The following is a 22382-nucleotide window of genomic DNA, read 5'->3' as shown; positions in this document are numbered from 1 at the left end:
TGGGTCGGCAAAATCGCCGCCGGGAAATCATTGCTGGCCGGTGAGTCAGGGAGATAGCTTCGGGCCAGCACCACCCGTCATGTACCTGCCCAGGCAGCCACCTGTGCCCGGGCCAGGTCCCGTTTCCGGATGATGTGGAGACCCCATGGCTCATCTGCCTTCCAGACGCCGCCTCGCTCTCGCGGTGCCCGTCGTACTGTCGCTGACCGCCTCCCTCGGCTTCCTGCCGACGGGGGCTTCCGCGGCCCCTGGCACGACGTCCGTCACCCGGGCGACCGACGCCGGAACGCTGGCGTACGTCGTCAACACGAAGGCCGACCACGGCACGATCCGGAAGGTGAAGAAGGCGATAGCGGAGGCCGGCGGCACCGTCGTCGCGGCCTACGACAGGATCGGCGTGCTCGTCGTCCACTCGGCGGCCCCCGACTTCGGTCCGAAGATACGCGCGGTGCGCGGCGTGCAGTCGGCCGGCGCGACCCGTACGGCGCCGCTGAGCGCCGCCGGGACCACCGACGAGGGGGCGGCCCAGGTCCTCTCCCGGGCGGAGGCCGCGAAGATCGAGAAGGCCTCCGACGCGGCGGGCCAGAGCGAGCCGCTCGAGGCCGACCAGTGGGACCTGCGGGCGATCGGGGCCGACAAGGCCGCCGCGATCGACCCCGGCAGCAAGAAGGTGACGGTCGCCGTCATCGACACCGGCGTCGACGACACCCACCCGGACCTCGCGCCGAACTTCTCGGCGTCCCAGTCGGCGAACTGCGTCGGCGGCGTCGCCGACACCACCCCCGGCGCGTGGCGCCCGTACAACCCGGCCGAGGACTACCACGGCACCCATGTGGCCGGTGAGATCGCCGCGGCCCGCAACGGCATCGGCGTGGCGGGCGTCGCGCCCGGGGTGAAGGTCGCCGGCATCAAGGTGAGCGACCCCAAGGACGGCCTGTTCTACCCGGAGAACGTCGTCTGCGCGTTCGTGTTCGCCGCCGACCACGGCGTCGAGATCACGAACAACAGCTACTACGTCGACCCGTGGCTGTACAACTGCATGGACGACCCCGACCAGCGGGCCATCGTGGACGCGGTCAACAGGGCCCAGCTGTACGCCCAGAAGAAGGGCACGCTCAGTGTGGCCTCCGCGGGCAACTCCAACCACGACCTCGACTCCGACGCCCTCGAGGACGCGTCCAGCCCCGACGACTCCACGCCGGTGACGCGTACGGTCGACCCGCACGAGTGCTTCGACGTCCCGACCCAGCTGCCGGGCGTCGTCACGGTGAGCGCGACGGGCGTCAAGGGCACCAAGTCGTACTACTCCAGCTACGGCCTGGGCGTCGTCGACGTCGCGGCGCCGGGCGGCGACAAGTACCAGATCCCGGACACGCCGTCGGCCAACGGCCGCATCCTGTCGACGCTGCCGAACAACGCGTACGGCTTCCTGCAGGGCACCTCGATGGCGTCCCCGCACGTGGCCGGCGTCGCCGCGCTGCTGAAGTCGACGCACCCGCACGCGAGCCCGGCCCAGTTGCAGGCGCTGCTCAAGCTGCAGGCCGACGCGACGAGCTGCCCGACCGAGCCGTACGACGGCGACGGCAACGGCGTCGTGGACGCCACGTGCGTGGGCGGCAAGCGACTCAACGGCTTCTTCGGCTTCGGCGTCGTGAACGCGCTGCGCGCCGTGAAGTAGCCGCCCGGAGCGGGCGGACGACCGGCGAACGGTCAGCGATTCGAGGGCCGGGCGGACTACCGCCCGGCCCTTGACGCGTGCGGTGGCATCTCCTGGGGCGTCCGCCTCCCGCCGCCTCCGTCCCTACATATGTTGATTGAATCAATACAGCATCATGCAGTCATGACTGACATCAAGTTCGCCTGGTCGGCGCTCGGCGGCGATCCGGCCCTCCTCGCAGGCGTGACGGCCGTCGTCCGTGAGGACGTCCTGTCCGCGCGCCTCCCCGTGCGGGATCTGGCGCGGGCCTGTGTCGGCGCATGCGCCCTGGCCGCCGCCGAGCTGGGGGCGTGCCGGACCGGTCGCGCCCGGACGCCCGCGGTGCGGGTGGACGACGGCGCGGTGGCCACCGCGTTCGTCAGCGAGCGGCGGCTGCTCGTCGACGGACGGGCGCCCGTCCTGTTCGCCCCGCTCTCGCGGTTCTGGCGGACGTCCGACGGCTGGGTGCGGACCCACGCCAACTACCCCCACCACCGCGAGCGGTTGCTCCGTGCGCTGCGCCTGCCCGCGGACTCCGGTCCGGCCGCCGTGGAGAGGTCGCTCACCGGGCGCGCCGCCCTGGACGTGGAGGAGGCGGTGTACGCGGCCGGCGGGCTCGCGGTCGCCCTGCGCACGCTCGGTGAGTGGGCGGCGCACGCCCAGGCCGTCGCGATCGCCGCCCGCCCCCTGGTCGAGCGCGGCCGTCTCGACGGGGCACGCGCGCGTGCCTTCGCGCCGCTCGACGGCGCTCCCCTGCTGCCCGCCGCGGGGCTGCGCGTCCTGGACCTGACCCGCGTCCTCGCCGGACCGGTCGCCACCCGCACCCTGGCCCTGCTGGGCGCGGACGTCCTGCGCATCGACGCTCCCCACCTGCCCGAACTCGTCGACCAGCACGCGGACACGGGTTTCGGCAAGCGTTCGGCGCTGCTGGACCTGGCGGCCGACCGGCGCGCCTTCGAGGAGTTGCTCGCGGCGGCGGACGTGGTGGTCACCGGCTACCGGCCGGGCGCGCTGGACCGGTTCGGGCTCTCCCCCGAGGCACTGGCCGAGCGCCGGCCCGGACTCGTGGTGGCGCAGGTCTCGGCCTGGGGCGCGTACGGGCCGTGGGCCGCGCGTCGCGGGTTCGACAGCCTGGTGCAGGCGGCCACCGGCATCGCCGCGACGGAGGGCTCGGCCGAGCGGCCCGGCGCACTGCCGGCGCAGGCCCTGGACCACGGCACGGGCTATCTGCTGGCCGCCGCCGTCCTGCGCGCGCTGACCGAGCAGTCGCACGAAGGCGGCAGCCGGTTCGTCCGGCTGGCGCTGGCGCGGACGGCGGCCTGGCTGACCGAGGGCGCCCGGATGGGCGAAGTGGAGGGAAAAGGGACGGTCAAGGGGGAACCGCCGGTCGCCGGGGACGCCCGCGGACAGGGCGAGGAGAGCGGACACGACGAGGGGAGCGGAGAGGGGTACGGCGAGCGGGACGGGGGCGGCCGGGTCGGCCCGGAGTCCTGGCTGGGGGAGGCCGAGAGTCCGATCGGGCGGCTGCGGTACGCCCTGCCGCCGGTGTCGTTCGACGGCGGGCCACACGACTGGGCGTGCCCGCCCGGACTCTGGGGCGCGGATCCGGCGCAGTGGCTCTGAGCCCGCCGGGGTTCGGCCCGGAGGCCGGACAGTCCGCCACGAACCGGCCGGGCGTCCCACCTCGACCCGCTTGGATACGAGTTGCCCCGCTTCGCGGTGCATGGTGAAGATCCTGGCATGGCCCTCATACGCCCGACCCGAGCAACCGACTCCGCGCCCCGCACCGGCCCCGGCCCCGGCCGGGCGGTGGCCCTGCTCGTCCTGGCCGGGCTCTGGGCACTGGTCCCGCTCCTCGGGCCGCCCGTCGCCGCCCACGGCACCGGGCAGAGCACCGCGTCGGACTCCGGTGCGGTCGCACTGCTGCGGGCGGCGCTGTTCGCGGCCCTGTGCGTGCAGGCCGGCGAGCTGCTCGTGACCGGCCTCGCCCGACGGGTGCCGAACGCCCCGCTCGCCCGGCCCGGCGGCTGGGCGCCGTATGCGGCCGTCGTGGGGTTCGCGGCCGCGGCGGCCACCGGGGAGCTGGCGCCGCACGGCCACGGCTCACGGACCGGCGTCCTCGCGCTCGTGGAGGCGATCGCGTTCGCGGTGGCCGGGCTCTGCGCGCTCTCCCGCCGGCCGAGCCGTCAGGCGTGGCCGCTGGCGGCGGTGGTCCTGGCAGAGGCGCTGCGCGCCCACCCGCCGACCGAGCACGCGCCCCTGGTCGGATCAGCTTCGACCGCCGTGCATCTGATGTGCTCGGCGTTGTGGGCGGGCGGTCTGCTGGCCGTGTTGCGCACGTTGCGCCGGTGGGACGGGGCCGAGGCGGGCGCAGCGCTGCTCGGCCTGTACGCGCGCGTGGCGGCCGTGCTGGTCGCGGCGGTCGCCGCGACCGGGCTGTTCAGCTCACTGCGCCGGATGCCGTCGGGCGCGGTGCTCGGCCTGCTGACCACGACGGCTTACGGGCGCGTGCTGCTCGCCAAGATGCTGGTGGTCGGCGCGGCCGCCCTGCTCGCCCTGTGGGCGCGGACGCGGCTGCGGCGGTCTCCCGACCCGCTGACCGCCTGCACTCCCGCGCGCGTGGAGATCGTCGCGCTGGGTGCGGCGGTGGCGGTCTCAGGGCTGCTGACAGCCCTGCCGCTGCCCGTCAGGAGTTGACGGCCGCCCGTCGACGGCGTCGAGGACGCCGCGGACCAGCAGGAACTGTGCGGCGAGGTACGTGAGCATGATCCACAGGTCGGGGCGCGGGGGCTGCGGCCAGTGGGCCACGCCGCCGGCGATGAGAGTGTCGGAGAGCAGGAACAGCAGGCCGCCGGCGCCGGCGACGGGGCCGAGTCCGACGGCGGCGGTGCAGGCCATGGCCGTGAGCAGGGCGCTGTACATGGCGACGGGCGGACGCAGCTCCTGGGGAAGACCGGGCCACAGCAGGACGACGGTGGCGACCAGGACGACGGCGTAGCAGGGGGCGAGCACGGCGGCCCGCGCGTGGGGACGGCCGACGCGGGCGAACAGCACGAGGTAGCAGACGTGGCCGGCGGCGAAGCACGCCATGCCGCCGAGGAAGGCGGGGTCGGCGTCGAAGAGCAGCAGGGTGTCGCCGGCCCAGCCGCACGCGAGGGCGGCCAGAAGGAGCCTGGGCGCCCCGTGCGGGGCGGCCCAGGCGGCGAGCAGGGGCATGAGCAGCGGCTTGGCGAGGGCATGCCCGGGGCCGAAGCCGACCGCGAGGCTGAGCAGGTCGACGGCGGCGGCGAGCGCGCACAGGGCGAGGAGGACGCGGGAGCGGGTCACGCGGCCGTGGTCTCCTCAGCCTTGGTCTCGGCGGCCGTGGTCTCAGCGGCCGGGGCCGCGTTGGAGGCGGGGCCGGGCACCGCGGACGCGGGCTGCCACCCCGGCCCGCGGAAGACGCGTCCCGCCCGCTCGCGCCAGCCGGACGCCGCCCTCACGTCCTTGACGATCGCGACGTATTCATGAGTGGCCACCTTGATCGGGTTGAACGTGTTGATGTTCTTCGTCAACCCGTAGACGGGCCGGTCGACCTCCGGGACGAACGAGCCGAAGAGCCGGTCCCAGACGATGAGGATGCCGCCGAAGTTGCGGTCCAGATAGCCGCCCTGGGAGGCATGGTGGACGCGATGGTGGGAGGGCGTGTTGAACACGAACTCGAACCACCGTGGCATCCGGTCGATCCGCTCGGTGTGGATCCAGAACTGGTAGACGAGGTTGGCCGACGAGCAGAACGCGAGCGCGGCCGGGTGGACGCCCACCGCGACGAGCGGGACGTAGAACGGCCAGACGGTCAGCGATGTCCAGGGCTGGCGCAGGGCGGTGGTGAGGTTGAACTTCTCGCTGGAGTGGTGGACGACGTGGCAGGCCCACAGGACGCGGACGACGTGGTGGCCGCGGTGGGACCAGTAGTAGAAGAAGTCCTGCGCCAGCAGCATCAGCGGGAGCGTCGCCCACAGGACGGGCACCCGCAGCGGCGTGAGTTCGTAGACCGCCGTGTAGACCGCGACGATCGGGATCTTCCAGACGAAGTCGAAGACGAGGCTCCCGAGCCCCATGCCGACGCTCGTCACGGCGTCCTTCGTCTCGTATCCGGCGGCGGCGCCCTCGTCGGCGGGGTGAAGCCGGACGCTGATCACCTCGACCACGGTGAGCAGCACGAAGGCGGGTATCGACCACAGCACGACATCGGGCAAATTCGGCATGGGGGAAACGTAGAACCGCTGGTGGGCTGCGGCTAGACGTTGTTACCGACAAGTATTTCCAGGGGTATGCGCTTGCTTGTTGGCGATCCCCGCCAACCGGCCGGGCGAACGGCCCCGGTGCTTCACGCCCTCTTCACACCCCGGCCGCCCCCAGCAGCGCCCCGACGGCATACGTGACCCCCATCGCCAGCGCCCCGCCCGCCACGTTGCGCAGCACCGCCCGGCCCGGCGCGGCCGAGCCCAGACGGGCGCTGCTCCACCCCGTGCCGGCCAGCGCCACCAGGACCGACGCGACCGTGACCGGGAGCCGCCAGGACACCGGGGGCAGCACGATGGCGAGGAGAGGCAGCAGGGCGCCGACGGTGAAGGCGAGGAAGCTCGCCCAGGCCGCGTGCCAGGGGTTGGTGAGCTCGTCCGGATCGATGCCGAGCTCCACGCGCGCGTGGGCCTTCAGCGCGTCCCGCTCCGTGAGCTGGACGGCGGCCTCCCGCGCCACCTCCTCCGACAGCCCCCGATCCTCCAGCAGCTCGGTCAGTTCGTCGAGTTCGGCCTCCGGCTCCTCGCTCAGCTCTCGGCGCTCCAGCGCGAGGGCGGCCTTCTCGGAGTCCCTCTGGGTCGACACGGAGACGTACTCCCCCGCCGCCATGGACATGGAGCCGGCGAGCAGACCTGCGAGGCCGGCGGTCAGCAGCACGGAGCGGTCGTCCGTGGCGCCGGCCACGCCGACGACGAGGCCCGCCGTGGAGACGATGCCGTCGTTGGCGCCGAGCACGGCGGCGCGCAGCCAGTTCAGCCGGGATCCGAGCGCGCCCTCGTGGGCCTCGGCGTGGGTGGGTTCCGTCACAGGAGGGAGGATGACACCCCGTGGGGCGCGGGCGCCGCACCGATGCCCGCCACCATCAGAACGAATGGGACAAAAAGCCTCAAGTGCGGCCGAAACAAGCGGTGGTCCAAGCGGGGCGGCCCAACCGGTTTCCGGAACCGCGCGGTTGGTGCGCCGTCAGCCGCCGGACAGGCACGCGCGTGCGTGCACACAGCGAACTCCCGTACGTCCCGGAAGGCTTCTCCCGCCGTCCCTCCGGGGCAGGTGCGGCGAGCTGTCAGCGGGGGCCCGTATCCTCAGTGACCATGCTCGAGGACCACACGACGACAGCGTCGTCCCCCACGGAGTGGCCGACCGCGTATCCCCAGGGATACGCGGTCGTTGACGTGGAGACCACCGGCCTGGCCCGGGACGACCGGATCATCTCCGCCGCCGTCTACCGGCTGGACGCCCGCGGCGAGGTCGAGGACCACTGGTACACGCTGGTCAACCCCGAGCGGGACCCGGGCCCGGTATGGATACACGGTCTGACGAGCGACGTCCTCGAAGGCGCGCCCCTGTTCCGGGACGTGGCCGAGGAGTTCGCCGCGCGGCTCGACGGGCGGGTCCTCGTCGCGCACAACGCGGTCTTCGACTGGCAGATGATCGCGCGGGAGTACGCGCGCGCACAGCGCGAGGCCCCGGTGCGACAGCGGCTGTGCACGATCGCGCTGTCCAAGGAACTGGGCCTGCCGCTGCCCAACCACAAGCTGGAGTCGCTGGCGGCCCATTTCGGGGTCGTCCAGCAACGGGCGCACCACGCGCTGGACGACGCGCGCGTGCTCGCGGAGGCGTTCCGGCCGAGCCTGCGGGCCGCAGCGGCAGGCGGCGTCCGCCTGCCGCTGCTCGAGTGCCGCCCGCTGACCGAGTGGACCGACCGGCCCACGCCCAGGATCGGCCGGCAGGCGAGCGGTCCGGGCGGCTACGGCGCGTACCGTCCGGGCACCTGGCGGCCGTCCCGCAGAAGGCCCGCGTGCCCGCACCCCAACCCCGGGCGGTACGAGGACGGCAAGCGGCTCAAACAGGGCATGCGGGTCGCCTTCTCGGGGGACACGTCGGTCGAGCGCGAACTGCTGGAGGACCGCGCCGCCGAGGCCGGGCTGCATGTGGCGACGAGCCTGTCCCGGCTGACCAGCCTGCTGGTCACCAACGACCCCGACTCGGGCACGTCGAAGGTGGTGAAGGCGCGGCAGTTCGGGACGCCCGTCGTCGACGAGGCGGCCTTCGGACAGCTCCTGCGGGACGTGGAGCCCGCCGACGGGTGACCCGTGCGTACGGGTGATTGCCACGCGACTCGCCCGCCGCCCGCTCGCCCGCGCGGGGCCGACGGCTCACCCTGTGGCGCATGGCGAGATGCGAAGTTTGCGGCAACGACTACGGAATGACCTTCGAGGTGCACGCGCAGGGCGCGGTCCACGTCTTCGACTGCTTCTCCTGTGCGATCCACCGCATGGCCCCCATCTGCGAGCACTGCCGGGTCCAGATCATCGGCCAGGGCGTCGAGGTGGAGGGGCACTGGTACTGCGGCGCGCACTGCGCCCGCGCGGAGGGCGGGGTGGGCATCGTCGACAAGGCGTGAGCCTTCGCGGAACCCCTGCGCGGAACCCCCTCCGCGGCCCCTGCCCGCGAGGTTGCTTCCGGCACCCGGCCGAGTACACCCCACGACCGAGTTGTACGGTCATGGGGTGTACCGCTTCCTGTTGTCCCGGCAGTGGGTGATCCTCACGCTGGTCTCCCTCCTCCTCATCCCCACGATGATCAGGCTGGGCTTCTGGCAGATGCATCGCCACGACGAGCGCGCCGCGCGCAACCAGCTGGTCTCCGACGCGCTGGCCGCCGACCCGGTGCCCGTGGAGACGCTGACCACCCCGGGACACGACGTCACGCGCAGCGAGCGGTACCGGGGGGTGACCGCCACCGGAGCCTTCGACACCGGGCACGAGATCGTCGTCAGGCGCCGGGTCAACGCCGACGAGAAGGTCGGCTTCCACGTCCTGACCCCGTTCGTGCTGACGGACGGCAGGGTGCTGCTGGTCAACCGGGGCTGGATCCCCGCGAACGCCCCCAGCCAGACCGACTTCCCCCGGATCCCGGCGCCGCCCCACGGCCGGATCACCGTCACCGGCCGGCTGATGCCCGACGAGACGACCGCGGCCAGCGGCATCAAGGACCTCAAGGGGCTGCCGGACCGGCAGGTCATGCTGATCAACAGCGAGCAGGAGGCGCGCCGCCTGGGGGCCCCGGTGCTCGGCGGCTACGTCGTGCAGACGGCGCCCGAGCCCAAGGGGGACACCCCGGAACTGCTCGGCCCGCCCGGCAGCGAGGACTCGGCCCTGAACTTCGCGTACGCCATCCAGTGGTGGCTGTTCTCCGCGGGGGTCCCCTTCGGCTGGCTGACCCTGGCCCGGCGTGAGGCCCGCGAGCGTGCTGCGGCCGCCGCGCAGGCCCCGGAGCGCACCGAGCCCGCCCCGGTGTAGCGCGGGCGGGCTCGCGCGCTCCGCGGGCACACCGCGCCGGCGACGGCCTCGCGGGTGCGCGGCGGGTCGTCACCCGCCCGGCCGCACCGCTGATTGCCGTACGTGTCCGCCGGGAACCCGGAACCCCGTGCACCCCCGCATCGAGGACTACGCCCTGATCGGCGACGAGCAGACCGCGGCCCTGGTCGGCACGGACGGTTCGATCGACTGGCTCTGCCTGCCCCGCTTCGACTCCGGGGCCTGCTTCGCCCGGCTCCTCGGCGACGAGGACAACGGCCACTGGCGCATCGCTCCCCTGGGCGGGAAGGGCTCCTGCACCCGGCGCGCGTACCGGCCGGACACGCTCGTCCTGGACACCGAGTGGGAGACCGCCGGGGGCGCGATCCGGGTCACCGACCTGATGCCGCAGCGCGACCGGGCCCCGGACGTGGTGCGCGTCGTCGAGGGGCTGCGCGGCCGGGTGACCGTCCGCAGCGTCCTGCGGCTGCGGTTCGACTACGGCTGGGTCATCCCCTGGATGCGCCGGGTCGACGGGCACCGGGTGGCGATCGCCGGACCCGACGCGGTCTGGTTCCGCAGCGAGCCGGAGGTGCGCACCTGGGGCAAGGACTTCACCACGCACGCCGAGTTCACCGTCGCCGAGGGCGAGTCGGTCGCCTTCGTGCTGACCTGGCACCCCTCGCACGAGTCCCGCCCGCCGCTCGTCGACCCGTGGGAGGCGCTGCGCGTCAGCGTCGACGACTGGCGCGAGTGGGCCGCGCGCTGCCGCTACGACGGACCCCACCGGGACGCCGTGGTGCGCTCCCTGATCACCCTCAAGGCCCTCACGTACGCCCCCACCGGCGGGATGGCCGCCGCGCTCACCACCTCCCTGCCCGAGGAGGTGGGCGGGGTCCGCAACTGGGACTACCGCTACTGCTGGCTGCGCGACTCCACCCTCACCCTGGGCGCGCTCCTGGCAGCCGGATACGAGGACGAGGCCGAGGCGTGGCGCAACTGGCTGCTCCGCGCCGTCGCGGGCGATCCGGCCGACCTGCAGATCATGTACGGGCTGGCGGGCGAGCGCCGGCTGCCCGAGTACGAGCTGCCGTGGCTGTCGGGCTACGGCGGCTCCACCCCCGTGCGCATCGGCAACGGCGCCGTGGACCAGCTGCAGCTGGACGTCTACGGCGAGGTCATGGACTCGCTGTCGCTGGCCCGTACCGCGGGGATGTCGCCGAAGCCGCACATGTGGTCGCTGCAGTGCGCGCTGATGAACTGGCTGAGCGAGAACTGGCGGCAGCCGGACGAGGGGCTGTGGGAGGTGCGCGGCGGCCGGCGCCAGTTCGTGCACTCCAAGGTGATGGTGTGGGTGGCCGCCGACCGGGCCGTGCGCGCGCTGGAGCAGTACCCGAAGCTCAGAGGCGACCTGGAGGGCTGGCGGGCGCTGCGCGACGAGGTGCACCGCGAGGTGTGCGAGAAGGGCTACGACCCGCGGCGCAACACGTTCACCCAGTACTACGGATCGGCCGACCTGGACGCCTCCCTGCTGCTCGTCCCGCGCGTCGGCTTCCTGCCGCCGGACGACCCGCGGGTCGTCGGGACCGTCGACGCGATCCGCGACGAACTCGGACACAGCGGCCTGGTGCGCCGCTACAGCACGGACGGCGCCCCCGTCGACGGGCTGCCGGGTGCCGAGGGGGCGTTCCTGGCCTGCTCGTTCTGGCTGGCGGACGCCCTGCACATGACCGGCCGCACCGAGGAGGCGCGGGAGCTGTTCGAGCGGCTGGTGGGACTGGCCAACGACGTGGGGCTGCTGGCCGAGGAGTACGACCCGGTGGCCGGCCGGCACCTGGGCAACTTCCCGCAGGCGTTCAGCCACATCGGCCTGGTGAACACCGCCCTCGCCCTGTTCGGCGGCGAGGAGGCAGGATAGGGGTCATGGATCTTGGACTGAAGGACCGGGTGTACGTCGTCACCGGGGCCACACGGGGCCTCGGCAACGCCACCGCGCGCGAGCTCGTCGCGGACGGCGCGAAGGTCGTCCTGACCGGGCGGGACGAGGGGCGCGTCGCCGCCGCGGCGGCCGAGCTGGGACCGAACGCCGTCGGCGTCGCCGTGGACAACGCCGAGCCCGGCGCGGCGGCCCGGCTGACCGCCGCGGCGCGGGACGCCTTCGGCGGGTTCGACGGGGTGCTGGTGAGCGTGGGCGGACCGCCGCCCGGGTTCGTCGCGGACAACACGGACGAACAGTGGCTGGCCGCGTTCGAGTCGGTGTTCCTCGGGGCGGTCCGGCTGGCGCGGGCCGCGGCGGCCGAGCTGGATGCGGGCGGGGTCATCGGGTTCGTGCTGTCGGGTTCGGTGCACGAGCCGATCCCGGGGCTGACGATCTCCAACGGTCTGCGTCCGGGGCTCGCCGGGTTCGCGAAGTCACTCGCGGACGAGCTGGGGCCCCGCGGGATCCGGGTCGTGGGGCTGCTGCCCGCGCGGATCGACACCGACCGGGTGCGCGAGCTGGACGCGCTGTCGGCGGACCCCGAGGCGACCCGGACGGCGAACGAGTCCCGGATTCCGCTGCGCCGGTACGGCGCCCCGGAGGAGTTCGGCCGGGCCGCGGCCTTCCTGCTGTCCCCGGCGGCGTCCTATCTGACGGGGATCATGCTGCCGGTCGACGGCGGGATGCGGCACGGCTTCTGACGCGCGCCGAGGCCCCGGCACGGGCCCGCTCCGGGGAGTGGTCGGGCGGCTCAGCTGACCCTTTCCGCCTTGTGCTTGGCGCTCTTCATGCGCACCGTCGCCGGCAGGGCCCGCAGCGCCGCCGAGTCCCTCGCATGGGCCAGGGCCTCGGTCGTCAGGCGGTTCAGCGTCGTCGCCGGGTCCACGTGGGGCTCCAGGAGCAGCCGGACCTGCGCGGCCGGGGCGTCGCTGCGGCCCGTCAGGCGGGCGTGGGCGTGCGCGACGCCGTCCAGCCGGCCGGCCTCGCCCGCCAGCACGCCCTCCAGGGCCCTGCCCCGCAGCAGCGCGCCCGCGCCGTCCCCCGTGTCGACGAGGACCTCGCCGAGCCGGCGACGGCGCAGATCCGCGGCCAGCCACCACAGGAGCAGCAGCACGAGGAGGGCCAGGCCGGCGATGACCGCCGGCCACCACCAGGCCTCGTCGCGCCAGCGGGTGCGTTCGGCGGTGGTGAGGAGGACGTCGTGGCGGCTGTCGTGGAGCCACCAGGAGGGCGGGGAGGCGCCCAGTCCGACGGCCAGCACCGCGCCGCCGACGGCGAGCAGCACCAGCCCGACGATCCCCACGAGCACGCGGTTGACGGTCCTGAGCATCGCCGTCACCCCTTCTTCCCGGGCCGGCGCACCCGGACCGACAACCCGGGCGGGCGGGCCAGGCCCAGACCGCGGATCGCGTCGGTCAGGACGGTGTCCAGGTCCGCGTGGACGTCGTCCAGGTCCCGGAAGTGGCAGACCGCGCGGACATCGGCCCTGCGACGGCGCACGCGTACCCGGGCGGACTGGACGCCGGCGATCTCCATGGCCCGGTCGCGCAGCACCAGCCCGGCGGCGTCCCGGTGGAGTCCGGCGCGGACGTCGGGGTGGGGGCGGCTCATGGGAAGGACGTGCCGCAGGCCCGGGGTGGCGGCCAGGACGATCAGCCACAGGCCGAGGGCGGCCGCGACGCCGGCGCCGACCAGCACCCAGACGTCGTCCAGCGGACGCTCGGCCAGCTGCTGGGCGAGCGCGCGCCGCCAGGCCATGCCGGGCCGGTGAACCCGGACTGCGGCGATGTCGTAGAGGAAGGCGGCCGCGACGACCAGCAGCAGCACCGCGACGACGACGGCGGGCGTCCGGCGCGCCGACCAGAAACGGTGGTCGGCGGGTGTGGCGGCCCGCTCGGGGACGTCGTCCCGGGCCGGCTTGTCCAGCACGGGCGCCGCGCCGCCCCGCGGGCCTTCGGGCTCGCTCATCGTGTCCTCCCCTGTGCCCTGCCGGGGGCCGGCGCCAGGTGCAGCCGTTCCACCTGGACGACGACCTCCGGTACCTCCATTCCCACCAACGCGCCTACCCGCTCGGCGACATGTCGACGCACCTCGTGACAGCGGGCCCCGATGTCGGTGGGATAGCCGAGTTCCAGATGGACCCGGACGTGCGCCGCGTCCACCGGGGGTCCACCGGGCGACGGGGTCCGCGCGTGCGGCCGGACGGCGACGGTGGCGCTCGGGGACCCGGCGTCCGGCGGCAGCGGGCCGACGGCCTCGCGCGCGGCCTGGGCGGCGACCTTCGCCACGACCCGGTCGGCGATGCGCGTCGCGCCGCGCCGGCCCGCGGGGACGGCGGCCGGGCGCCGGCCGGCGCCGTCGCCCCACTCGTTCACGGTGGTCACCTGCGGCGGTCGTCGCGGGTGCGGAAGAAGTCGCCGAGTTCCAGGTCCCCTTGCAGGAACCGGCCGACGACGAACCCCACGGCGCCCAGCGCCGCCACCAGCAGGAAGGCCCCGAACCCGCCGAAGTATCCGGCGAAGCCCAGTGCCATGCCGGCGATCATGCCGGCCACGGCCATGCTCAAGGTGCTCTCCCCTCGGCGGTCCGGTCACCCGGGCCCGCTGCGTGTGGTCCTCGGGTCACTGGATCCGGGGCTGCTCCGGCTCCTCGTCCTGTTCGTCGGGCAGTTTGACGTCGCTCACGGCGATGTTGACCTCGACGACCTCCAGGCCCGTCATGCGCTCCACTGCCGCGATGACGTTCTCCCGCACGGCCTGGGCGACGTCGGCGATGGCCACGCCGTAGTCGACGACGATCTCCAGGTCGAGCGCGGTCTGCACCTCGCCCACCTCGGCCTTGACGCCCCGGGTGACGGACTTCGAGCCGCCGGGCACCCGGTCGCGCACGGCGCCGAAGGTCCGGCTGAGGCCGCTGCCCATGGTGTGGACGCCCAGGACGTCCCGGGCCGCGAGCCCCGCGATCTTCTCGACGACGCCGTCGGCGATGGTGGTCCGCCCGCGGGTCGCCGGGTCCCCTCCGCCGCGCCGGGCCGCCCTGCGGTTCTGCGGCTGCTCGGTGCCGCCGTCGGGGGTCTGCGTCCGGTTCTGCTCGACTGACTCGGTCATCGCCGTACGTCCTTACGTCCGGTTCCCTTGTGCCCCCTTCGACCACGGTAAGCGCGGTTGCCCGTCCTCGCTCCGGGGATGCGGCACGCTGGAGTAATGACGGTGGACGGATGGACGAGCGCGGTACGGCATCAGCTGAGCCTGGGCAGACTGCTCCCGCTGGGCGGTCCGCGGGACGGTGCGTGGATCACGGAGGCGGCGGCCGGGGCGGTGCTGCGGCGGGCGGCACGCCAGGTGGAGGGCGTCCGGCTGGTGGCGCTGCGGATCGGGGCGGCCGACTCGGCGGAGGCGCCGGAGCCCGCCGTGCCGCCCCCGCCCGGCGCGCTGCCGGCCGGGCCGGTGCGGGTGACGGCGGACATCGCCGTGCACGCGTCCGAGCCGCTGCCGGCGGCGGCCTCCCGCCTGCGCTCGGCGCTGGCGACGGCCTCGACGGAGCGTCTCGGCCTGGTGGTGTCGGAGGTGGACCTGCGGGTGACGGCCCTGCTGGACGAGGAGCGGGAACCGGAGGCGGTAGGGCCCGGACCCGAGCCGCCGTCCGTCACGGCGGCACAGCACGGCGACGAGGAGCGCGCGGCCGTGGCCGCGCTGTCCGTTGCCGGGGTGATCCGGCTGACCGACGTCGTCGGCAGGGCGGTGCGCATCGAGGAACGCGAGCACGCGACCGCCCTGCCGCACCGCCACGCACGCGTGGAGATCGCGGTGAGTGCGCACCACCGGGCCCTGGACGTGGCCCGGCAGGTACGCGCGGCGGTGTCGGAGGCGCTACGGGATCACCCGACGGTGACGGTGCTGGTCACGGCCGTGGAGTGACCGGTGCGCGCGAGGAACGGGTTCATTCGCCGACGCCGGCCATGTCCCGCAGCCGACGGGCCTGGGCGGCGCGCTCGGCGGCGCGCTGCTCGTCGTAGCCGCGGTCGCCGGCGCCGCGCAGCAGCGCCTTGGTCTCGATGACCGCCTCGCGGGGCGCGGCCAGGATCGCCGTGGCCAGGTCGCGGACGGCGGCGTCGAGGCCGGGCGCGGGCACGGCGAGGTTGGCGAGGCCGGTGCGCACCGCTTCCTCGGCGTGCACGAAGCGGCCGGTGAGGCAGATCTCGACCGCGCGGCCGTAGCCCACCAGGGAGACGAGGGGGTGCGTGCCCGTCAGGTCCGGTACCAGGCCGAGGCTGGTCTCGCGCATCGCGAACTGCACGTCGTCGGCGACGACGCGCAGGTCACAGGCGAGGGCCAGCTGGAAGCCCGCGCCGATGGCGTGGCCCTGGACGGCGGCGATGGACACGACGTCGTTACGCCGCCACCAGGTGAAGCCCTCCTGGAACCCGGCGATGGCGGCGTCGAGTTCGGCGTCGCCACTGCGTGCGAGATCGATGAAGGACGGTTCGCCCTCGATCCCCTCGGGCGTGAACATCTGCCGGTCGAGTCCGGCGGAGAAGGACTTGCCCTCGCCGCGCAGCACGACCACGCGGACGGAGCCCGGCACCAGCCGGCCGGCTTCGGCGAGGGCCCGCCACATGGCGGGGCTCTGCGCGTTGCGCTTGGCCGGGTTGGTCAGCGTCACCGTGGCGAGCGCGTCGTCGACGGTGAGCCGTACGCCGTCCTTGTCGAGCAGGGGAACGAGTTCCTGGTCGGGCGTGGCCATGGGGCGCCTCCGGTGGGTGCGGTCAGCTAGCGGTCAGCTAAGTGACTGCACAGTAACCACCCGGCCGATCGGAACACCGACCGGGTGGCCACCGTCGAAGCCGATGGGCCGCCCGGAGGTCAGGACGAGGCGGCCTTCTTGCCTCGGGTCGCCCCGCCACGCCCACGGAGCGTGACGCCCGACTCGCTGAGCATCCGGTGCACGAAGCCATACGAGCGGCCGGTCTCCTCGGCCAGTGCCCGGATGCTCGCACCGGAGTCGTACTTCTTCTTCAGGTCTGCCGCGAGCTTGTCGCGCGCGGCGCCGGTCACCCGGCTGCCCTTCTTCAGAGTCTCGGCCACCCGTGCCTCCTCATGGGAAGTGCGCTCTGGTCTCCTCATGATCACCCCTCCGGGACGTGATGGCCACCCATTCGGCAAGGTCCGTGCGAGACGGTTTTGACGACAGGAGCGCGTACCCACAAGCGGAATCCCTGATTCCATGAGTACGCGTTCGTACCGCCGAACGTGTTCTTTCGCGAAATAGCAGGTCAGGGACGCGAAACGGCCGACCCCTTGTCGACAAAGGGATCGGCCGGGAAATCGATGTATGACACACCTCGATACGAGGAGATCTCACACAGATGATGGATCACCGATGGGCCGAATGATCCATCACCGATGATCAAGCCAGGGCGACGAGATCCGCGTAGTCGGAGCCCCACAGGTCCTCGACGCCGTCGGGCAGCAGGATGATCCGCTCCGGCTGGAGCGCCTCCACCGCGCCCTCGTCGTGGGTGACGAGGACGACCGCGCCCTTGTAGGTGCGCAGCGCGCCGAGGATCTCCTCGCGGCTGGCCGGGTCGAGGTTGTTGGTGGGCTCGTCGAGGAGCAGGACGTTGGCCGAGGAGACCACGAGGGTGGCCAGGGCCAGCCGGGTCTTCTCGCCGCCGGAGAGGACACCGGCGGGCTTGTCGACGTCGTCGCCCGAGAACAGGAACGAACCGAGGGTCTTGCGGACCTCGACCAGATCCAGGTCGGGGGCGGCGGACCGCATGTTCTCCAGGACCGTGCGTTCCGGGTCGAGGGTCTCGTGCTCCTGCGCGTAGTAGCCGAGCTTGAGACCGTGGCCGGCCACGACCTCACCGGTGTCGGGCTGTTCCGCCCCGCCGAGCAGCCGCAGCAGCGTCGTCTTGCCGGCGCCGTTCAGGCCGAGGATGACGACGCGTGAGCCCTTGTCGATGGCCAGGTCGACGTCGGTGAAGATCTCCAGGGAGCCATAGGACTTCGACAGGCCCTCGGCCATCAGAGGCGTCTTGCCGCAGGGCGCGGGCTCGGGGAAGCGGAGCTTGGCGACCTTGTCGGACTGACGGACCGCCTCCAGGCCGGAGAGCAGCTTGTCGGCACGGCGGGCCATGTTCTGCGCGGCGACCGTCTTGGTGGCCTTGGCGCGCATCTTGTCGGCCTGCGAGTGCAGTGCGGCGGCCTTCTTCTCGGCGTTCTGGCGCTCGCGCTTGCGGCGCTTCTCGTCGGACTCGCGCTGCTGCTGGTAGAGCCGCCAGCCCATGTTGTAGACGTCGATCTGGGAACGGTTGGCGTCCAGATAGAACACCTTGTTGACCACCGTCTCGACCAGGTCGACGTCGTGGCTGATGACGATGAAGCCGCCGCGGTAGGTCTTGAGGTAGTCGCGCAGCCAGACGATGGAGTCGGCGTCGAGGTGGTTGGTCGGCTCGTCGAGGAGCAGGGTGTCCGCGTCGGAGAACAGGATGCGGGCCAGCTCCACGCGGCGGCGCTGACCGCCGGAGAGCGTGTGCAGCGGCTGGCCGAGCACCCGGTCGGGCAGGTTGAGCGCGGCGGCGATGGTGGCGGCCTCGGCCTCGGCGGAGTATCCGCCCTTGGTGAGGAACTCCGTCTCCTGGCGCTCGTACTGGCGCATCGCCTTGTCGCGGGTGGCGCCCGAGCCGTTCGCGATCCGCTGCTCGTTCTCGCGCATCTTGCGGATCAGGACGTCCAGTCCGCGCGCGGAGAGGATGCGGTCGCGGGCGAGGACGTCGAGGTCGCCGGTGCGGGGGTCCTGGGGCAGGTAGCCGACCTCGCCGGAGCGGGTGACCTGACCGGCGGCCGGGATGCCCTCACCGGCCAGGACCTTGGTCAGGGTGGTCTTGCCGGCGCCGTTGCGCCCGACCAGACCGATGCGGTCGCCCTTGGCCACACGGAAGGAGGCGTTCTCGATGAGGATGCGGGCACCGGCGCGCAGCTCGATGCCGGAGGCGGAGATCACGGACAGACTCCAGTGCGGGGTCGTTGGCGGGATGGGCGGCTGAGGACGTTCCCGCCGTCTAATGCGCGAGGAGAATGGCCATGACGCCAGTCTAACGGGACGCTGCAAGCATTTTTTCTGGGTCCGGGTGTTCGGTCCCGCGGCGCCACCGGCTCCCGCACTCCCCCGCCTCCGCGCGCTCTTCGGCCCGGCCCGCGTCCGGTTCTCCGGCCGGTCTTCGGTCCGGTGCGCTGTCAGTGCCGGGTGCCAGACTGGGAGACGGCTCAGGAAACCGGTTCGGACAACGAGGGAGTGATCGGCATGGCGGCTACGAACGGCGGGCGTCCCAGCCTCTTTCCGACGGTGTTGTACGCGGACGCGAAAGGGGCGATCCGGCAGCTCACCGAGGCTCTGGGCTTCACGGAACTGTCCGTGTACGAGGGGGAGGACGGCTCGGTCATGCACGCCGAGCTGGCCCAGGGCAACGGTGCGGTGATGCTGGGGTCCAAGGGCCGCGGCGGTGTCTTCGACGCGGCGATGAAGGACGCGGGCCCGAGCGGCGTCTACGTCGTGGTGGACGACGTGGACGCGCATCACCGGCGAGCCGCGGAGCACGGCGTGGAGATCCTGATGCCCCCGACGGACCAGGAGTACGGCTCGCGGGACTACATGGCCCGCGATCTCGAGGGCAACATCTGGAGTTTCGGCACGTACGCGCCCGAGATACCGGGCTGAGCGGCCCACGCGCAGCCCGCCGGTCGCCCGCCGCGCTGCCGCCCGCCGTGTTTGCCGCCCGCCGTGCACGTCCGCCCGCGCAGCCCGTCAGCTGCTCCCGGTGTGCACCTGGAAGGCGGCCCGGCGCACGGCCTTGGCCAGCGCCGGGTCGGGGTGCGCGGCGGCCAGCGCCACCAGCACCTGCACGGTGCGCGGATGCCCCACGGCCCGTACCTCGGTCAGCAGGGCCGGCACGGTCGGCTGCAGCGCGGACTCCAGGTGACGCACGAGCATCGGCGCCTCGCCGTGGTCGGCGACGGCCGCGGCGGTGTCGACCCACAGCCAGGTGGCCTCCTCCCGGGTGAGCACCTCGTGGGCGTCCTCGGGATCGACGCCGTCGTGCTCGGCGAGCCAGAGCAGGGCGTAGGGCCGCAGGGCGGGCTCGTCCACGACCGCGCGGACGTCGTGCTCGGCCGGAGCGCCCACGACGCGCAGCGCCTCGAAGGCGAGGCCGCGCAGCAGGGCGTCGTCCCCGCGGGCGGCCAGCAGCAGTTCGCTGACGGCGCTGCCGACGGTGCGGGCGGCGAGCCAGGCGCGGTACTCGGCGCGGGCCGCGTTGGGGCGCAGCTGGGCGCAGCCGCGGAGCATGGCCTCGGCCGACTGCTCGATGTTCCCCGCGGGGCTCTGCGCGGCGACGCAGATCTGTTCCAGCTTGACCCAGACCGCCCAGCTGCCCAGCGGGGTGAGGGTGGCGTGCGCGTCGCCGTAGGTGAGGGCGCCGACGGAGGCGAGGGCGTGCAGGGCCCAGTCGAGGAGGGGGGCGAGTTCGGCGTCCTGGGCGGGCTCGGCGGGCTCGACGTCGGCCGAGGTGACCGGGGCGAGCGGCGTCGCGGGTTCGGAACCGGCGCTGTAAGGGACTTCGCAGCGTTCCGTGCGCAGTTCGGTGACGCGCTGGCGCAGCAGGTCCAGCAGTTGCTCGACGGGGACGGGCCCGGCGGACAGCTGGAGGAAGGAGAGTACCTGAGGCATGGCCGAGACGACTTCGGCGACCGCGCCGGGCTCCTGGTCCCCGGGTTCCGGAGAGGCCAGGGACCAGGCGTCGAACAGGGCGACCCAGCCGCGCAGGACGGCGCTGTCGTCGCGGTTCCAGGCGCGCAGCCGCCAGCCGGGGCGGGCGCTGTCGCCGTGCACCTCGACGAGGCCAGCGAGCCGGGCGGTGTCCCAGTCGGCGCGGATCCGGTCCATGGTCAGGCCCAGATCGGCGGCGGCTCGTTCCGCGGTCGCGTCGGAGAGCGTGGCCTTGCCGTCGGTGGTCGCGGCGTCTCGGCCGGGGCCGAGGGCGTTGTCGGCCCAGCGGGCGACACGGGCCGCGGCGGCCAGTCCGGAGCGCGCCATTCTGGCCAGCTCCGCGGGCGCAGGGGTGCCCTCCGGCGGGCGGGGTGCGGGGCGGCGCGGGCGCCGCTCGTTCACAGCTGAGGGGGCGGCGGCCAGGGGTCGCGGGCGGACGAGTCGAAGCCTGGAGTCGCGCGGGATACGGGACGTCACGGGTGCAGTCTTCCGGTTGACGGTCCGAAAACCCAAACGGAACGTCACGGGGGCCCGGGGGTCCGGTCGGCGCACGGGGTGGAGCCAGGGGGTGGAGGGCGCCTTCGGGCCAGTGGTACGGCCTTGAACGGAACCTTCGCGAGCGCCGGGGGCCCGGCCGGCGGGCGGGCGTCCGGTCACATCAGCGGGGTCAGGAAGCGGCGCAGCGCCTCTTCGTAGGCGGCGGGGCCGGCGTTCCACATGGCGCCGTGCGGGGCGTCCGCGACGGTGTGCAGGGTGACGAGGTCGGGGCGGCGGGCGGCGAGGCGGCGGGAGGGGCCCCAGGGGGCGACGACGTCGTCGGGCCCGTGCACGATCAGCGTCGGGACCCGCAGCCGGTCCGCGGCCGCGGCCGCCGGGTCGCCGGCCCCGGATTGCAGGCCGGTGCGGCCCTCGGCGGCGCGGACGGCGAGCGGCAGCAGCGCGCCGGGGGTGTGGCGGGCGGCGGCGAGGGCGCGCAGCGTCGTCCGCCAGTCGAGGACCGGGGAGTCGAGCACGAGCCCCGAGACGCGCTCGCGCAGACCCGATCCGGCGGCCGCGCGCAGCGCCATGGCGGCGCCGGTGGACCAGCCGAGCAGGACGACGCGTTGGGCGCCGTGGCGCACGGCGTACCGCATCGCCGCGTCCAGGTCGCGCCACTCGGTCGCGCCGAGGTGGTTCAGCCCGTCCGGCGGGCGGGGCGCGCCGAGGTCGCCGCGGTAGGCGAGGGCGAGCACGGGGAAGCGCCGGTGGTGCAGGAAGCCCATCACGTTCAGGGCGTGTTCCCTGGTGGCGCCCAGGCCGTGCACGGCGATCACCCAGGTGCGGCGGGCGCCGGGCACGAACCAGGCGGGCAGGATGCCCAGTTCGCCGGGGACGTCGACGTCGGCGTGGTCGAGGCCGAGGGCGCCGCCCGGGTCGCCGGTGTGCAGGTTCGGGGTCAGCCAGACCGCGTCCCCGGAGCTCAGCGAGCCCTGGGTGACGCGTTCCAGGCGGCGCACGACGGTGTCGACGGCGTGCGGGGCCATGGGCAGGACCGGGCCGACGACCGCGTGCGAGCCGTTGCCCGACAGGCCGTAAGTGCCGGGGCGCAGGGCGGCGAGGTCACGGGTGAGGGTGATCTGCCCGGCGGCCGTGCCGTGCACGGTGAGCCGGGGCTCGGTGGGCAGGGGCCGGCCGGGCGGCGCCTTCAGCGCGGCGTCGCTGGCGAACCGGCCGGCGGCGACACTGGCGGCGCCGGCGGCCAGGACTGCGGTGACGGCGGCGGCCGTCGCTGTGACAGTGCGCACCCGACCAGTGTCCAGGCCGACCCCCGCAGCGGCCAGTGGTGAGCCCGCCCGGGGTGACGCACGCCCGGCCGGGGGTGGGTGCTCGTGCGGCATGCGCGGGGACCGATGCCAGGCCGTGAAGCCGACGCGGAGCCGCCGCAGCTCGGGCCGGGGGCTCGGGTCGGGCCCGGGTCGGGCTCGGACTCAGGTCGGGCCCGGGCTGGTGCTCTGGTCAGGATCGGGATCGGAGTCGGGTCGGGGCCCGGTCGGGGTCCGGCCGCAGCCGAGTCGGTCGCGGCCGGGGCGTCCCGGTGTCGTCGGCCGCGGAACCCCGGGGCTGCCGCACCCGCGGCCGTTCCGCCGCCGAGTCGTGCGGGCACGCCCACGGCCGCAACGGGCCGGGGGTCGGCGGTCGGGGCCAGGGCCAGCGGTCGGGCCCGGCGGCCGACGGTCGGCGGCCGAGGGTCGGGGGTCGGCGGCCGGGGGTCGGCGGCCGGGGGTCGGGGGTCGGCGGCCGGGGGTCGGGGGTCGGCGGCCGGGGGCCGGGGGCCGGGGGCCGGGGGCCGGGGGTCGGGGGTCGGGGGTCAGCCTCGCTG

General features: G+C 74.0%; 23 protein-coding genes. 10 read left to right on the top strand and 13 right to left on the bottom strand.

What is annotated here, in order from left to right; genetic code table 11:
• Positions 1-145: 145 nt before the first annotated feature.
• From IE239_RS36835 to IE239_RS36825, 3 genes are all read left to right on the top strand, one after another.
• Complete coding sequence (locus IE239_RS36835) at positions 146-1678, top strand: S8 family serine peptidase (RefSeq protein WP_190153813.1); 1533 nt, start codon at positions 146-148, stop codon at positions 1676-1678.
• A 162-nt stretch (positions 1679-1840) separates the two neighbouring features.
• Positions 1841-3319 (top strand): CoA transferase, encoded by a 1479-nt coding sequence (locus IE239_RS36830; protein ID WP_190153812.1) that lies wholly within the window; start codon positions 1841-1843, stop codon positions 3317-3319.
• Between the two features lie 117 nt (positions 3320-3436).
• Positions 3437-4393 (top strand): CopD family protein, encoded by a 957-nt coding sequence (locus IE239_RS36825; RefSeq protein ID WP_190153811.1) that lies wholly within the window; start codon positions 3437-3439, stop codon positions 4391-4393.
• On the opposite strand, the gene IE239_RS36820 is transcribed toward IE239_RS36825, so the two are convergent.
• The 3 genes from IE239_RS36820 to IE239_RS36810 form a co-directional block, all read right to left on the bottom strand.
• Positions 4352-5023 carry a lysoplasmalogenase gene (locus IE239_RS36820; RefSeq protein WP_190153810.1) on the bottom strand — a complete coding sequence of 224 codons (672 nt, stop codon included), beginning with the start codon at positions 5021-5023 and terminating at the stop codon, positions 4352-4354. The two genes, IE239_RS36825 and IE239_RS36820, sit on opposite strands and share 42 nt — an antisense overlap.
• On the bottom strand, positions 5020-5943 hold the full coding sequence (locus IE239_RS36815; protein ID WP_190153809.1) for a sterol desaturase family protein: 924 nt from the start codon (positions 5941-5943) through the stop codon (positions 5020-5022). The genes IE239_RS36820 and IE239_RS36815 overlap by 4 nt, the downstream gene beginning before the upstream one ends.
• Before the next feature lie 133 nt (positions 5944-6076).
• Positions 6077-6787, bottom strand: coding sequence for a VIT1/CCC1 transporter family protein (locus IE239_RS36810; protein ID WP_190153808.1), 711 nt, complete (start codon positions 6785-6787; stop codon positions 6077-6079).
• A 284-nt stretch (positions 6788-7071) separates the two neighbouring features.
• On the opposite strand from IE239_RS36810, the gene IE239_RS36805 reads away from it, so the two are divergent.
• The 5 genes from IE239_RS36805 (at position 7072) to IE239_RS36785 (ending at position 11958) form a co-directional block, all read left to right on the top strand.
• Entirely contained in the window at positions 7072-8070 is a 999-nt protein-coding gene (locus IE239_RS36805; protein ID WP_190153807.1) for a DEDDh family exonuclease, read from the top strand.
• Between the two features lie 80 nt (positions 8071-8150).
• Positions 8151-8384 (top strand): metallothionein, encoded by a 234-nt coding sequence (locus IE239_RS36800; protein ID WP_190153806.1) that lies wholly within the window; start codon positions 8151-8153, stop codon positions 8382-8384.
• Between the two features lie 106 nt (positions 8385-8490).
• Complete coding sequence (locus IE239_RS36795) at positions 8491-9282, top strand: SURF1 family cytochrome oxidase biogenesis protein (protein WP_190153805.1); 792 nt, start codon at positions 8491-8493, stop codon at positions 9280-9282.
• 127 nt (positions 9283-9409) lie between these two features.
• Positions 9410-11197 carry a glycoside hydrolase family 15 protein gene (locus IE239_RS36790; protein WP_190153804.1) on the top strand — a complete coding sequence of 596 codons (1788 nt, stop codon included), beginning with the start codon at positions 9410-9412 and terminating at the stop codon, positions 11195-11197.
• 5 nt (positions 11198-11202) lie between these two features.
• On the top strand, positions 11203-11958 hold the full coding sequence (locus IE239_RS36785; protein ID WP_190153803.1) for an SDR family oxidoreductase: 756 nt from the start codon (positions 11203-11205) through the stop codon (positions 11956-11958).
• Between the two features lie 50 nt (positions 11959-12008).
• Here the strand turns inward: IE239_RS36785 and amaP are convergent, their stop codons facing one another.
• Genes amaP through IE239_RS36760 form a run of 5 tightly spaced genes read right to left on the bottom strand, consistent with a single transcriptional unit; the run spans position 12009 to position 14364 of the window.
• Entirely contained in the window at positions 12009-12587 is a 579-nt protein-coding gene (amaP, locus tag IE239_RS36780) for an alkaline shock response membrane anchor protein AmaP (protein ID WP_190153802.1), read from the bottom strand.
• Between the two features lie 5 nt (positions 12588-12592).
• Positions 12593-13225 (bottom strand): DUF6286 domain-containing protein, encoded by a 633-nt coding sequence (locus IE239_RS36775; protein WP_190153801.1) that lies wholly within the window; start codon positions 13223-13225, stop codon positions 12593-12595.
• Positions 13222-13641: an Asp23/Gls24 family envelope stress response protein gene (locus IE239_RS36770; protein ID WP_190153800.1), complete on the bottom strand. Its 420-nt coding sequence runs from the start codon at positions 13639-13641 to the stop codon at positions 13222-13224. The genes IE239_RS36775 and IE239_RS36770 overlap by 4 nt, the downstream gene beginning before the upstream one ends.
• Positions 13638-13823: a hypothetical protein gene (locus IE239_RS36765; protein WP_190153799.1), complete on the bottom strand. Its 186-nt coding sequence runs from the start codon at positions 13821-13823 to the stop codon at positions 13638-13640. The genes IE239_RS36770 and IE239_RS36765 overlap by 4 nt, the downstream gene beginning before the upstream one ends.
• A 55-nt stretch (positions 13824-13878) precedes the next feature.
• Positions 13879-14364: an Asp23/Gls24 family envelope stress response protein gene (locus IE239_RS36760; protein WP_190153798.1), complete on the bottom strand. Its 486-nt coding sequence runs from the start codon at positions 14362-14364 to the stop codon at positions 13879-13881.
• A gap of 96 nt (positions 14365-14460) precedes the next feature.
• Between IE239_RS36760 and IE239_RS36755 the strand changes: the two genes are divergently transcribed.
• Entirely contained in the window at positions 14461-15174 is a 714-nt protein-coding gene (locus IE239_RS36755; protein WP_190153797.1) for a nucleopolyhedrovirus P10 family protein, read from the top strand.
• Positions 15175-15196: 22 nt separating this feature from the next.
• Here IE239_RS36755 and IE239_RS36750 read toward each other — a convergent pair whose 3' ends face one another.
• From IE239_RS36750 to abc-f, 3 genes are all read right to left on the bottom strand, one after another.
• Positions 15197-16000 carry an enoyl-CoA hydratase/isomerase family protein gene (locus tag IE239_RS36750; protein ID WP_190153796.1) on the bottom strand — a complete coding sequence of 268 codons (804 nt, stop codon included), beginning with the start codon at positions 15998-16000 and terminating at the stop codon, positions 15197-15199.
• A gap of 119 nt (positions 16001-16119) precedes the next feature.
• Positions 16120-16341, bottom strand: a complete 222-nt coding sequence (locus tag IE239_RS36745; protein WP_004002281.1) for a helix-turn-helix domain-containing protein — start codon at positions 16339-16341, stop codon at positions 16120-16122.
• A 322-nt stretch (positions 16342-16663) separates the two neighbouring features.
• Positions 16664-18262 carry a ribosomal protection-like ABC-F family protein gene (abc-f, locus tag IE239_RS36740; protein WP_190153795.1) on the bottom strand — a complete coding sequence of 533 codons (1599 nt, stop codon included), beginning with the start codon at positions 18260-18262 and terminating at the stop codon, positions 16664-16666.
• Positions 18263-18562: 300 nt separating this feature from the next.
• On the opposite strand from abc-f, the gene IE239_RS36735 reads away from it, so the two are divergent.
• Positions 18563-18976 (top strand): VOC family protein, encoded by a 414-nt coding sequence (locus tag IE239_RS36735; protein WP_190153794.1) that lies wholly within the window; start codon positions 18563-18565, stop codon positions 18974-18976.
• An 87-nt stretch (positions 18977-19063) separates the two neighbouring features.
• Here the strand turns inward: IE239_RS36735 and IE239_RS36730 are convergent, their stop codons facing one another.
• Both IE239_RS36730 and IE239_RS36725 read right to left on the bottom strand, forming a co-directional pair.
• Positions 19064-20500: a hypothetical protein gene (locus tag IE239_RS36730; RefSeq protein ID WP_190153793.1), complete on the bottom strand. Its 1437-nt coding sequence runs from the start codon at positions 20498-20500 to the stop codon at positions 19064-19066.
• 176 nt (positions 20501-20676) lie between these two features.
• The gene (locus tag IE239_RS36725) at positions 20677-21807 is read right to left on the bottom strand and encodes an alpha/beta hydrolase (RefSeq protein WP_190153792.1); all 1131 of its coding nucleotides are present in this window, start codon (positions 21805-21807) and stop codon (positions 20677-20679) included.
• Positions 21808-22382 lie beyond the last annotated feature (575 nt).

It is taken from the genome of Streptomyces humidus, from assembly GCF_014649655.1.
In the GTDB taxonomy this organism is placed as follows: Bacteria; Actinomycetota; Actinomycetes; order Streptomycetales; family Streptomycetaceae; genus Streptomyces; species Streptomyces humidus.
This window is presented reverse-complemented; position numbering and strand designations above follow the sequence as displayed.